Here is a 13,338-nt window from a genome sequence, read left to right on the forward strand (position 1 = left end):
TTTAAGCTGCTTTCTGAGATACAGTTACATAGGCATTCACCCGGTACGCCTGAGCTTCCTCTCCAACTGCTGTCCATGCTTTGATGGCTGATTCTACTCCAAGATCCATTATAATAGGAAGGGCTTCTGCGATGTTGGTTTCAATCAATTTGGAGATATTTCCCAAGTCGTCAGAAATTGCTGCCCAAACACCCTGAATTTTTTGGATCACAGGCAATGCAGCAGAAATAGAATTGATATTACCTGAAAGTCCCATTTGTGTAGTGTGCAAAGAGGCCATTAAGTTGGCATCGGCTTGCTTCTCTTCATTGAGCTCTTTGATTTTTGCTCTGGCAGCATGAGCTCTGTCTAGTGCATCAGTTGCTCTCTTTCCATAAACCCCTGCTACTACTGCAGCCGCAATAGTTCCAAAGGGCCAAACCCAAGCATAAGTAGGTGAGGTAGCAGCCACCACCACATCATGCTCGTATTCTTTATTGGCCGCATCCAAGATAGTCTGCTGGTCAGCTAGCTCTTTGGTTAATCGCTGGACTTCTACACTTTTTTCGCCATATTCAGTATCATATTTTTTAAATAACCCTGATTTGCCATCTGGACCTACCAAGATATCCTTATCTGCCTGTGTTTGATCAGCAAAAGTTTTTATTTTAGTAGCCACAGCTTCTGCCTTTGATTGATAGCCAGAGGCACTTTTAGCCAAGGTGTCAAGTATAGCTTTTAGCTTGTCCTTTGCACTCTGGTCATTAGGATTATCAACTAGTTTTTGGGCAAGTGGAAGAATTGGTGCGTAGTAGGTTGGTGCCTGCTGTGCATAGGATACCACATCTGAGGCCAATGAAACACTGGCCGGGAACGTGTCATCATTCCATGTGGTGACATGATCAAAAATCCCCTTATATGCATTAATCAGGGGTGTGAACGGCGACATGTCCCCAGGTGCGCCGCTTCCAAGGAAAGCTTTAAAGTCGGCTTCTGTATGAGGCATGATTTCTTTGCTCTGGGCAGCAATCACGTAGGTTTGGATTGCATACCATTCTGCTGCCGAGAGTGCGAATCCAGGACCTCCGGATTCGGATGGAGTGGCAATAGCGCCTGGTCCGATGTTGATTTTTTTGAGTACTGCTGTCATAGTGATATTGTTTAAAAATGAATAAAAGAGAATTACTGGTTACTTGACAAAGAAATAGGCGTGCTCAGCCTTAGTCTAAAGAATTTCATTTAGCGGAAGTCTTTCGTTTAAAAAAGAGATTTTGAATTTCAACCGCTTTCTGTTGACAATACAAAGTTTCGGGATTTAAAGGAAAAATCAATACCCTATACAGGGTATTTTTTGCCTAATAATCAGATAGTTATGTCACTATTTTTGAAAAATTATTACTTTTCCAATCCGACAATCGAATGTTTCAAAATCAAAAACAGCAAAAATAAGGTCTTTCAAACAGGTATTTAAAAGTAGTTAATTGGGGATTGCCCATTTTCTGATTATTTTACACAAGGAAGCTTTTGCTATGGCTTGCATTCGATATTTTGGAAAATCTTTATAAGTGCGCTCACCGTGGAGAGTCACCGCAGAAATCTGCTTCAGAAGTTCAAAGTAACCAACTCCGCTTCTCAGATCCACCGAGCGACAGATGAATTAATCCTTGATCAAATCTTATCGCACGGAAAAGCAGGCGCTGCAAATGGGGTCATGAAATTGCAGATCGGAAAGCAGTATGCCTTTTCAGACTTTTATGTGTTTCAGGGAGCAAAAGGAATCAAAGTGAAATCTGTAACTTCCTATTGCATAGAAATATAAACTATGAAATCAATTTTCGACCAAAATACCAGAGCTGAGCTGATCCGAAGAATTGCTCAAATCAGCGAGGCGAATAAAGCCGAATGGGGAAAAATGGATGTTTATCAAATGCTGAAGCATAACACCTTCTGGAATGGCTGGATACTTGGCACAGCTGATCACACCTTTAATCAAGTGATTCTGGGCGAGCTATTTGGCAAAATAGCTTTGAAAAGAATGATAAAGGACGATAAACCTTTTGACAGAAATATCCCTACATCATCCCAGTTCAAAGTAACAAAGTCTGAAATTGATTTGGAAGCCGAAAAGTCTAACTGGATTCGTTTGATCAACGCGTATGAAACCTATAACAATCCCGGATTCATTCATGATTTTTTTGGGAAAATGACCAAGGAACAAATTGGGGTTTTAGTTTACAAACACACAGATCATCATTTGAGGCAATTTGGATTGTAAAGGTTAGTGTAATTTGGCCATGCTGATCGTAGAATAAATAAACAGGAATGATGAAAGATTTAAAACCTATAAAAGTCGAAGAGTTTATTGAAAAGTCACCATTAGAATCTCAGGAGGTAATGTTAAAGCTTAAAAACCTGATTGAAACTACAGAGCCCGGAGCTGAAGGTGGTATCAGTTGGAATGTGCCTATTTACAAATACCACGGAATTCTCGCAGGCTTTTCTCTGGCCAAGAAGCACGTCAGTTTTGGGATCGATTCGTTAACCGAGGATGTTCGTAGAGTACTTGAAGAGAAAGGCTACAAAACGGGTAAGAAAACAATTCAGATAAAGTTTGGCCAGAAGGTTCCGACAGCAGAAATAGTACTACTTATTAAAGAGCAAGCTAAACTGAATGAGGTTTAACCAGGCAATAAAAAAAATGGAAATAAAATTGCATCTCCAGAATGATACTAAACTGGCCGGAGATATGATTTTAGGTAGTTTTCCATTCATCAGAGTCTTTAAAATCACGCATCCCGAGATTGAATTTCCAAAACAGGAGCTGTTGTTTTTCAAACCGTGCAAATAGTTGTTTGTCTTCAGGATTGAGGTAAAATCCGCTTCCTTCATGGTCCGCCTGGGTGACTTTTGCACCGAATAACTCTTGTCGAATTTCTGGGTGGGAAGTTAAAGAATGATGATGGAGACAGGGCTAGGTAAAAGGCAGGCTTGGATTTTTAATAAACAGAATAAAACAGCATCAACTCATTTATTTCCAACTTCGGTATTGTTGTTGGATTACTACTGACCTAAGGAATTTGATGGTTCCGGCATATTTGCGTAAGGTTCCTTTCTGCAGAAGCGGAGCGCTTTTCTAAATGTTTAACACAGCAAAGTCCATTTAGCTGACCTACAAAAGGTGTACGATGTTGTTAACGGATTGTACGCTGACGAACTGTAAGTGAATAGGCTGGCTAGCTAATGACAACAAAAAAATATAAAATGATGAAAAGAATTGCAGTGATTATTTTAATGCTCGCCATTGGAACAGAAGCTTCATTTGCCCAGCATAATAAAGAACTTCAGGAAATGGCCGATCAGGATCAACAAGCCCGTTTCTCGCAAAATATCGACTGGATTAAACTGAACAGAGAGGACAGTCTGAGAAGGGAGAGGGTTCTCAACCTTATGAAATCGGATTCGCTCATTACAGGCAAGGATTACTTTAACGCAGGCATTATTTTTCAGCACGGGACAGATACCATTGAGTCTTCCCTGGCAGTAAAAAGTTTTGAGAAGGCCATAAAAATGGATTCCACACTGAACAAATGGTGGTATGCAGCCGCAGTAGACAGGGACTTGATGCGAAAGGGGGAACCACAGATTTACGGAACTCAGTATATCCAAAATGAGTCAACAGGAGGAAAATTGAAGCAGTACTTAATTGACACCACACAGGTGACAGATGAAGATAGAATAAACTATGGGGTGGAAACTTTGGCTCAACAGCGGGAAAAAGAAAAGCTGATGAACCTCAAATCCCCAGGATTCTATTATGCATCTTCCGGCTCAATTGATGAAACCATCCAACTAATAAAGGATGAGTTTGAAGAGGGGGCAGATTCCGAATATAATGTGAGCGAAGGAAGTATTAATTCCTTCGGTTATCAACTGTTAAGCAGACAATTGCTTAATGAAGCTTTGGAAGTGCTTGAATTGAATACCGTACTTTATTCTAGCAGTGCGAACACATATGACAGTTTGGGTGAAGCGCTTCGCAGGGATGGCCAAATAATGGAAAGTATCAAAGCATACAAGAAGTCACTGGAGCTTGACCCAAAAAATGAGAATGCGAAAATTGCCGTACAGGAAATGTCAGAATCCAAGAGTCAAGAAAATTAACTGAGGAGAGTGTCTTAAAATACAATCACTTGTGTTTTGCTGTTGACATAGGGCTGTCACAAGCCCCATTTAAGTTTGCCGTATATTAAATTTTAAAGCGGCAATAACATGACAAGCACAACAAGAAAAGGTGTAAATCCTATTCAGTTTCCAAAACCAAAAATGATTGCAGTGAATGGGGTAGAACTGGAAGTATTTGAAGCAGGTACACGAAATGCGGGGAAACCTATCGTTCTCTGCCATGGCTTTCCTGAACATGCCTTTTCCTGGCGTTATCAGATACCAGTACTAGCCGAAGAGGGATACCATGTTATTGTACCCAATCAGCGGGGTTACGGAAATTCATCCTGTCCAAGCGAAGTCATTGAGTATGATATTAAGCATTTAACCGCTGACCTTATCGGGGTGCTCGACCATTATGGATATCAGGATGCCACCTTTGTAGGTCACGACTGGGGTGCAAATGTCATTTGGAACCTTGCGCTATTGTATCCTGAGCGGGTAAATAAAGTGATCAATCTTGCTTTGCCTTATCAGGAGAGAGGTGAAAAACCCTAGATTGAGTTTATGGAAGAGCTAGTTGGAGAAGACTTTTATTTTGTCCACTTCAATAGGAAGCCTGGCGTAGCAGATGCTATTATGGAGGAAAACTCCTCCCGGTTTCTTCGTAATCTATTTCGTAAAAATATGCTTCAATTAACATCAGAACCAGGAATGCTTATGATCAATTTGGCAGAAGCAGCCAAACCATATGGTGAGCCTCTTATGAGCAATAAAGAACTGTCGGTTTTTATCTCCTCCTTTGAATCTTCAGGGTTTACAGGATGTATCAACTGGTATAGAAATCTGGATCGCAACTGGCATCTAATGGCAGATCTGGAACCTAGGATTAATCAACCCACCTTGATGATTTACGGGAAAAGGGATCAGATTCCGAAATCTCCCAACCTAAAGGATTTTGCTCCAAATTTAGAAGTGATTAGCTTGGATTGTGGCCATTGCATCCAGCAGGAGCTCCCTCAAGAGACTAATCAGGCGATTTTGAATTGGTTAAGGAAACAAAAAACTTAACTGGTTCAACTGATTGGAGGAAGCAGGAATATTAGTTATGCCGATAAAGCAGTTTGAGCAGGGTGCCAGTTCTTTATCAATTGGTTGATCCATTTCTTGTAATTCCTTATTCTGGAGTCATGTTTTATAACTTAAAATTCTGATTAGATTAATATCTTATTGGGGAACTTTCTGTTTTGGTGTCTTTTACTATTGGTCTATAGAAAATCCGATTGGAAAGCTTTTCCCGTTGGCTGTATCCAATGAAATTGTACCGTTTTCGGATGTGAAATAAACAATACTATTTATTGTTCGGGTGTATGGCTAATAGATACCTGTTTTTACCTAGGTGGGATTGCGCTATTTTCCTCAATTATGTTACATCAACCCCTGTTTCGGTTACATCCATCATTTTCCTGATCCACACCTTTGTACGGCACATTAAACATAAAAGCGATGACAGTACAACAAAAAAGGAAACCTAAAGTCTGGTTTATTACCGGTACTTCCAGGGGATTTGGGCGGGTGTGGACAGAAGCTGCACTAAAACGAGGCGATCAGGTGGCAGCCACCGCAAGGAACTTGGAAAGCATTGCCGACTTTAAGGAGAACTATGGGGATAAGGTATTGCTTCTGGAGTTGGATGTAACAAATCCCGATCAGGTAAGATTAGCACTGGACCAGGCAGTTGAATATTTTGGAAGGTTGGATATTGTTTTTAACAATGCCGGTTATTCCTTGGTAGGTACTATTGAAGAATCTGATCCTGAAGAGGTTCGTGCACTGTATGAAACCAATATATTTGGTCCACTTGCTGTGATCAAGGCCGCATTGCCGATTTTGAGAAAACAGGGCTATGGGCATATTCTGGGCACATCGAGTAACTTGGGACATATCACCTTACCGGTCATTGGTTACTACTGCTCCTCTAAATGGGCTTTTGAATCCCTACATGAAAGTTTGGCTGCTGAAGTTGCCCAATTCAATATCCAAGTGACCATCGTGGAACCTGGGGCCTATGCTACTGAATTTGGAAGCAAACAATCCTTGAAATTTGCTGATGGGATGGATATCTATCACGGCTTCAAAGAAAAGTTTTTTGGAAACCTAAGTAGTATGGAACGTGGAAACCCAGAAGCTACCGCTCAAGCGCTTTTCACCATGGTAGATTCAGAGAATCCACCTCTTAGGTTTAACTTGGGTAGCCACAATTTAGTCGGAATTAAGGCCGCCTATAATGAGCGGCTGAAAACCTGGGAAGAGTGGGACGAAGTATCCCAGTCAGCGCAGGGATAAATGGAAAAAGCTTAATTTAAAAGAGGATGATCGGATAATGAGCTCTGAACCGGTCATCCCTATTATAGCATGTGATTATGAAAAAAGAAAGGACCTTGCCTAAGTTTGATTCTATTGCTGATGCCCATAAGGCCTTTGGCCTTCCTCAACCTAAACATCCGCTGATCAGCCTGATAACAGGGGATATGGGAGGAAATATTAACACACACGGAGGAACACATGTGTTGAGTTTCTATAAAATCTCATTTAACCCCAGGCTAAGTTCCAAGGTGAAATATGGTCAAGGGTATTATGATTTTAACGAAGGGGGAATGCTTTTTGCCTCCCCAAACCAGGTAATTGGAAGTGATGAGGATATTCCTGAATTACCGGAATGTTCATTGTTGTCTCTGATAATCCATCCAGATTTTCTGATGGGCTTTCCACTTGCTCAGGATATTAAACAATACGGTTTTTTTTCCTACGCCACCCGGGAGGCATTGCACCTTTCTCAGGAGGAAAAGGAGACCATTATTTCTCTGTTCAATATGATTAAGAAGGAGCTGGAGAGTCGTATAGACGACTTCAGTCAGGATGTGGTGATTTCTCAAATAGCACTTCTACTTAATTTTTGTAACCGTTTTTACAAACGTCAGTTCATTACCCGCAAAGCAGTCAATCATGATATCCTATTACAGGTGGAAACGTATTTGGATGAGTACTTAAATGAGGAAAAAGCCCTAACCGATGGTATACCCTCAGTTCAGTCTCTGGCAGAACATGTTAATCTTTCCCCAAATTACTTAAGTGACTTACTTCGCTCACTTTCCGGGAGGAATACCCAGCAGCTTATTCAGGATAAGCTCATAGAAAAAGCCAAGGATTTGCTGTCCACTACAAATTTATCTGTAAGCGAGATTGCCTATCAGCTGGGGTTTGATTACTCCCAATCATTCAGTAGGTTTTTCAAGACTAAGACTGAGATGTCCCCGGTATTATTTAGGAGATCTTTTAATTGATTTTTTTGGGTGGAGTTAGCATACTCTTTAATTACTGCTTAAGAGCGAATTTAATTTCAGAATCATCCCTCTGAGCACAACTTAAGGTTGACAGAAGAAGTAGCTGAAATGATCCCATTATTCACATGACTTTTAATTTACCAGCCAATCTATTTTAATGAACAGATTTTTATGAAATGCTGTTTGTCCACTTAATTATTGAACCGTTTTAAAAAGTGGCCGCTAACCAGGCAGGGTCATATTTAAATAAAATAGGAAATGAAAAAAATTGGGTTTTTATCGTTTGGACATTGGGCAAATCATCCTTCTTATCAGGCGAATACAGCCAGCGACACCTTGCTTCAGTCCATTGATTTGGCTGTTGCCGCTGAGGAAATAGGGATGGATGGGGCGTATTTTCGGGTGCATCATTTTGCACAGCAATTGGCTTCCCCATTTCCCTTGCTGGCAGCAATCGGAGCTAAAACTGAAAAAATTGAAATAGGAACTGGCGTCATTGATATGCGCTATGAAAACCCTTTGTATATGGTGGAAAATGCCGGAGCAGCTGATTTGATTTCAGAAGGCCGCCTGCAGTTGGGAGTAAGCAGAGGTTCACCCGAGCAGGTAATTGACGGATGGAAATACTTTGGCCATGGTTTGGAAGATGCAGAAACAGATGTGGAGATGGGAAGAAGAAATGCATTGGAGTTTTACAACAAACTCGATGGAGTGGGTTTTGCCCAGCCAAATCCCAATCCCATGTTTCCAAATCCTCCGGGATTACTGAGATTGGAGCCATATTCCGAAGGATTGCGTGAACGTATCTGGTGGGGCTCTGCCTCGGATGCTACCGCTGTTTGGGCAGCAGAGGTAGGTATGAACCTTCAAAGTTCTACCTTGAAATTCGACGAGAGTGGAAAACCCTTTCATATTCAGCAGGCAGAACAAATCAGGGGGTATAGGGAAGCCTGGAAAAAAGCAGGCCATCAGCGGGAACCGCGGGTTTCAGTCAGCAGATCCATCTTTGCCTTGGTAAACGATCAGGATAAGTATTATTTCGGAGGGGAAGCCAACAGGAAAGACAAGGTTGGAATGATAGAAGCAGACAAGAGAGCCATTTTCGGAAGAAGTTATGCTGCCGAACCGGAACAACTGATTAAGGAGCTGGCGCAGGATGAAGCTATTAAGGAAGCTGATACGCTCTTATTGACCATCCCCAATACCTTGGGTGTGGATTATAATGTGCATGTATTGGAATCTATTTTGAAGTATGTAGCGCCTGAATTGGGTTGGCGTTAAGCGAAGGGTTTTCATGGCGGTAAAAATCCGATATAAATCAAAAATTGCTATTATAGGTGCAGGTCAGGCCGGACTTTCAGCAGCATACCATCTGAAAAATATGGGGTTGAAAGTTGGGCCTGATTTCATCATCTTGGATAGCGCGCCCCATGCAGGCGGTGCCTGGCAATCCCGGTGGGATTCCCTGACCTTGAGTACAGTGAACCGGATTCACGATTTGCCGGGAATGTCCTTTGAAGAAACCTTGGCTACTCATAATACCGAAGTACAGGCGAATTCAGCTGTTCCTCATTACTTTGATTTGTATGAAAAGGAATTCGGGCTTCAGGTGTACCGTCCGGTAAAAGTTGAGAAAGTTTACCTGCAGGGAGACCGCTTTTTTATTGATACAACATCCACTGCTTTCTCGGTATTGGGTATAATCAATGCAACAGGTACCTGGGAAAGCCCCTTCATCCCCGAATATCCCGGTGCCTCTCTTTTTGAAGGTGAGCAGTTACATACCCGGGACTATACGGATGCAGCTTATTTCAAAGGAAAACATGTCATCGTCGTGGGCGGTGGGATATCTGCCATTCAATTGATGGATCAGATCTCAAAAGTTACTTCTACTACCTGGGTGACGCGCAGACCACCGGAATTCAGAAAAGTACCTTTTGATGATATGGCGGGAAGTAGGGCTGTGGCTAGGGTAGAAGAGCGAGTAAGACAGGGCTTGTTACCTCAGTCTGTGGTTTCTGTGACAGGATTACCCTATACTCCGGAAATCGAAGCGATGGAGAAAAGAGGGGTGCTTCAGCGCTTTCCTATGTTTAGTGAAATCACCAAGACTGGTGTGAAATGGGCGGATGGAACAGAAAGAAAGGCTGATGTAATCTTTTGGAATACGGGGTTTAGATGGCCAATGGCTCATTTGGATCTGGTGGTGCCTCGGGAAGAAGGTGGTGGAATAAAGATGTCAGGTAGACTGGCCACTCAGGTAGCTAAAGAACCTAGAATTCACTTGGTAGGATACGGTCCTTCAGCATCCACCATCGGTGCGAATAGGGCTGGCGCCGCCGCCGCTAGGGAATTGGTTAAGAAGTTGGGAATTCAGGAGTTATTAGCGAATAACTGAGTATCTGGTTATCTACGAAATAAACTATGTGTTTTTAAATTTTTAGTGACTTCGGTAATATATTAATCAATAGGCCATGAATTATTCTGGTTAACCGATTAAAGCAATGGGGGGCTGCAATGGGTTTGTTTTAATAGTTCGTGAAGGAGGTAAGTGGATTGTTTTTTTAGAATGTGATGATTTTACTTGCTTTGAATTGAGTTTGTTTACTAGCAGGTAGTTTACATTTTCTTGTCAAATTGTTGAATTTCAGTTAATAATAGGAATTATCAATTCGATTTAGTTTGACTAATGATTATTTTTTCTGATATTAAAACGCTCGTTACTTCTTTTTATGACGATGGATAAACAGGTAATCACTTTTCAGGATATTATCAGACTCAATGAACATGACTGGGATCGGGCATATGAAGTGCTGAACTACCATTTGGTTAGAGGCCATATCGTCAAAGAAGTAATCATAGGAGGGGAGGTGATTTACCACAACACTTCAGGTTTACAGCAAGATGAATTATTTCTCGAGCAAATAATCCCGGCTGATACTATTGCAGCTGAACCAGTAATTCGTCCTAAGCGAAAGCGAATAAATCAGCGTTGAAACCTAAGAGGAAACTGAAGTTATACGCAAATAAAAGATAGCATTAATAGAAGTAGTAGTGTTTACCTATTTAACCAGTATGGACATGAAGAAATCAATCGCAAATTTAGTAGTAGCAGGCTTCCTAATTTCCTGTTCCTCAGGGCCTGAAGTAGCCGTTAAAAATTTTACTGAAAACTTAACCAAGGGCAAAGTTGAAGAAGCTAAGAAGTATGCAACTGAGTCCACAGGCACTATGCTGGATATGGCCAGTAGTATGGGGATTGTTCCGGTAGATCCTGATTTTAAGTTTGAGATGCTAAATGATTCTATAGTAGGAAATAAAGCCTGGATTACGATTGCCAACCCAAATGGCAGATCGGAGGTGATGGAAGTTGTTAAAATAGACGGGGACTGGTTGGTGAATATGAAAGCTAAATTTTAGTCGCTCTTTAGAACATTTCCGAAGACTTGTTTACAATGAAATATTCATGACCAACCTTCTTTTGTAGTACTACTAGGTTTTTTGTGTTATCCTGTGGTATGTTTTTAAAACTGGTATTTTAGTAATTTACTACTTCTTATATGATCTATGAAAACTTTTCCTGAGACTCCTGAAAAATTTGAAAGATTAATGCGTTTTATACGCTACTTTTTACTTGGGACACCTTTCGTTTGGTTATTTTTTCTTTACATCTTTTTTGTATCTGAGTATTCGGAAGCAATTTCACCTGCATTTTTGATCCTATTCCCAATATTGTATGTTTTACTTCTGAGAAGGTATTTAAAATTCAAGAACTTAGAGTAAGTTATTTTTTAAGACCATTTTTTTTTAAAAAATTACTCATTTCTTTTTTTTCAGGTTTATGAAGTTCAGGTCCTCTTTCTCGCTCCCGATGGCTGCTGGTCTTATTTGGTAGAGCCTTCCAAGCAGGAGTCAAGTCACATACATTCGATTTATGTCTGTAAAAGGGTACATAGAGATACATATAATTCTGCACATCGACTGAAAACCGCATCACTTCCTTCACATTTCCTATCATTTACACAAAAAATACCCTGTACAGGGTATTTTTTTTGGGTTAAAAAAACACTTTCTTGTACGTAAGATTTTGAAAATTAATGCTTTTTAGAATTGAGGCAAATACAGATATAAACCAGGATGGTTACAGGTTATCAAAATTTGGAGCAAGAAATAATTAGTATTAAAATCAGATAAATCACATAAATGGAAATGCTTTTCCAATTTTTAATTAGCTCAGGGTAGTCAATTGGAGTGCAGTGTGAACTCAGAAGTAAGCTTAATATAACTTAAATCAAATGGGGAAATTCTTCATACATAGTTCAAAACATAACGTCGGAAACTTTTTAAAAAGAAAATTATGGCAACTTCAGTCAAATATGTGAGCAAGGATAAAACGCCACTTTACTTAAATAGTGATGGGGAAAAGGTAGCTACCCATCTACTTTGGGGAGACAAGGTTACCATCAAATCCTATGATCCAACTAACCCTAACCCATTGATTAAGGTCAGAGCAAGGGGGAGGAATGGTTTTGTTAATTGGGATCATTTATGCGATGAGTCGTTATTGGAACTTTATTTTATTGATGTAGGACAAGGAGATGGAATATTGATAAAGACTCCCGAAGGAAAGCATATTATGATAGATGGGGGGTACAAACGAGCGGCACAACAAAGTGGGAAAAATGCAGCAGATTTCGTCGATTGGAAGTTCTTTAAGGACTATGGAATGAATTCAATTGAATTAGACGCCATGATTTCATCTCATAATGATGCCGATCATTACGGAGGGTTATGGGATTTGATTAATCCCTCCGAACAGGATGAGCTTAACATAGAAACTTCAAATGTAAATATTACCAAATTTTATCATGCAGGAGTTGGATGGTTTAAGAAAGATGGTTCAAGGAGCTTAGGTCCAATAGAGGATGATAAAATCACGTTGCTCTCTGAAGACCTGGCTGAGATTTCCCAACTTTATCATAGTGGAAGGGATGGGTATAAATTACAAGGTGAATGGGCATCCTTTATCAAGTGTCTTATAGACAAACAAATTCCAACTGAAAGAATATCAAGTAGAACAGGATTTTTGGAACAGTTTGAATCTGAAAACTTTAGAATTAAAGTATTGTCGCCAATAGAATCTGAATATAATGATAAACCGGCCTATGAATCTTTAGGTAGTAATTCTCAGAACACAAATGGACATAGCATTACTTTGAGGTTAGAATATAATTCAGTACGGATTTTACTTACTGGAGATTTGAATTCAGAAAGTCAACACAGATTAATGTCTTTTTATGAAGATAATATGTCAGAATTTGCCTGTGATATTACAAAATCCTGCCATCATGGAAGTGATGATTGTTCCTTTGAATTTTTATCTCATTTATCAGCAGGTGCAACAATTATCTCCTCAGGTGATGCAGAAGGGCATTCTCATCCTAGACCCTCAATTGTTGCGGCTTCTGGCATAACCGGGCATAAAGTGATATCCAAAGATAAAATCATTACCCCTTTAGTTTATTCAACAGAAATTTCACGAAGTTATAAAATCGGGAAAATTCAAAGCTTGAAAATAAAAGAAACGGGAGATGTATTAGATGAGAATACCCAGATCGATGTCACATATAAAGAAACAAATGCAGGAGATTTGAGACCATCTACAAAAACGAAGTCCTTCTGGGATAAAAAAATTGTAGGTGGGATAATTTATGGCTTAGTGAATGTTCGAACAGATGGAAATAAAATACTCTGTGCAACCCTGAGCGAGAAAAATAATGATTGGGATATAAAAATCTTTAATTCAAGATTTGTTTAAATTTTAAAGAATAAAACTTAGTTAGTTTTCGAAGTG

Annotated in this window: 14 protein-coding genes; 13 read left to right on the top strand and 1 reads right to left on the bottom strand. The window is 40.1% G+C overall.

Annotated elements, in window-relative coordinates; translation table 11 throughout:
* Position 1 precedes the first annotated feature (1 nt).
* Positions 2 to 1,129 carry an alpha-xenorhabdolysin family binary toxin subunit A gene (locus AACZ87_RS18405; RefSeq protein WP_339869337.1) on the bottom strand — a complete coding sequence of 376 codons (1,128 nt, stop codon included), beginning with the start codon at positions 1,127 to 1,129 and terminating at the stop codon, positions 2 to 4.
* A 384-nt stretch (positions 1,130 to 1,513) separates the two neighbouring features.
* On the opposite strand from AACZ87_RS18405, the gene AACZ87_RS18410 reads away from it, so the two are divergent.
* The 13 genes from AACZ87_RS18410 to AACZ87_RS18470 all read left to right on the top strand — a co-directional run bounded on the left by AACZ87_RS18410 (position 1,514) and on the right by AACZ87_RS18470 (position 13,302).
* The gene (locus AACZ87_RS18410; RefSeq protein WP_339869339.1) at positions 1,514 to 1,798 is read left to right on the top strand and encodes a LuxR C-terminal-related transcriptional regulator; all 285 of its coding nucleotides are present in this window, start codon (positions 1,514 to 1,516) and stop codon (positions 1,796 to 1,798) included.
* A gap of 3 nt (positions 1,799 to 1,801) precedes the next feature.
* Positions 1,802 to 2,254 (top strand): DUF1569 domain-containing protein, encoded by a 453-nt coding sequence (locus tag AACZ87_RS18415; RefSeq protein ID WP_339869340.1) that lies wholly within the window; start codon positions 1,802 to 1,804, stop codon positions 2,252 to 2,254.
* Between the two features lie 47 nt (positions 2,255 to 2,301).
* On the top strand, positions 2,302 to 2,661 hold the full coding sequence (locus tag AACZ87_RS18420) for a DUF1801 domain-containing protein (RefSeq protein ID WP_339869342.1): 360 nt from the start codon (positions 2,302 to 2,304) through the stop codon (positions 2,659 to 2,661).
* Between the two features lie 579 nt (positions 2,662 to 3,240).
* Complete coding sequence (locus AACZ87_RS18425) at positions 3,241 to 4,140, top strand: tetratricopeptide repeat protein (protein ID WP_339869344.1); 900 nt, start codon at positions 3,241 to 3,243, stop codon at positions 4,138 to 4,140.
* Positions 4,141 to 4,248: 108 nt separating this feature from the next.
* Positions 4,249 to 4,698 (top strand): alpha/beta hydrolase, encoded by a 450-nt coding sequence (locus AACZ87_RS18430; protein WP_339869346.1) that lies wholly within the window; start codon positions 4,249 to 4,251, stop codon positions 4,696 to 4,698.
* A 9-nt stretch (positions 4,699 to 4,707) separates the two neighbouring features.
* Complete coding sequence (locus AACZ87_RS18435; protein WP_339869347.1) at positions 4,708 to 5,211, top strand: alpha/beta hydrolase; 504 nt, start codon at positions 4,708 to 4,710, stop codon at positions 5,209 to 5,211.
* 435 nt (positions 5,212 to 5,646) lie between these two features.
* A complete protein-coding gene (locus tag AACZ87_RS18440; RefSeq protein ID WP_339869349.1) occupies positions 5,647 to 6,486 on the top strand; it encodes an SDR family NAD(P)-dependent oxidoreductase in 840 nt (279 codons plus the stop codon).
* 77 nt (positions 6,487 to 6,563) lie between these two features.
* A complete protein-coding gene (locus tag AACZ87_RS18445) occupies positions 6,564 to 7,484 on the top strand; it encodes a helix-turn-helix transcriptional regulator (RefSeq protein ID WP_339869351.1) in 921 nt (306 codons plus the stop codon).
* Positions 7,485 to 7,742: 258 nt separating this feature from the next.
* Positions 7,743 to 8,765 (top strand): LLM class flavin-dependent oxidoreductase, encoded by a 1,023-nt coding sequence (locus tag AACZ87_RS18450; protein ID WP_339869352.1) that lies wholly within the window; start codon positions 7,743 to 7,745, stop codon positions 8,763 to 8,765.
* A 13-nt stretch (positions 8,766 to 8,778) separates the two neighbouring features.
* The gene (locus tag AACZ87_RS18455) at positions 8,779 to 9,882 is read left to right on the top strand and encodes an NAD(P)-binding domain-containing protein (RefSeq protein ID WP_339869353.1); all 1,104 of its coding nucleotides are present in this window, start codon (positions 8,779 to 8,781) and stop codon (positions 9,880 to 9,882) included.
* A 334-nt stretch (positions 9,883 to 10,216) separates the two neighbouring features.
* Positions 10,217 to 10,480: a hypothetical protein gene (locus AACZ87_RS18460; RefSeq protein ID WP_339869355.1), complete on the top strand. Its 264-nt coding sequence runs from the start codon at positions 10,217 to 10,219 to the stop codon at positions 10,478 to 10,480.
* Between the two features lie 85 nt (positions 10,481 to 10,565).
* Positions 10,566 to 10,904 (top strand): hypothetical protein, encoded by a 339-nt coding sequence (locus AACZ87_RS18465; RefSeq protein WP_339869357.1) that lies wholly within the window; start codon positions 10,566 to 10,568, stop codon positions 10,902 to 10,904.
* A gap of 937 nt (positions 10,905 to 11,841) precedes the next feature.
* A complete protein-coding gene (locus AACZ87_RS18470; RefSeq protein ID WP_339869359.1) occupies positions 11,842 to 13,302 on the top strand; it encodes an MBL fold metallo-hydrolase in 1,461 nt (486 codons plus the stop codon).
* Positions 13,303 to 13,338: the final 36 nt, after the last annotated feature.

It is taken from the genome of uncultured Algoriphagus sp. (assembly GCF_963974365.1).
Taxonomy (GTDB): Bacteria; Bacteroidota; Bacteroidia; order Cytophagales; family Cyclobacteriaceae; genus Algoriphagus.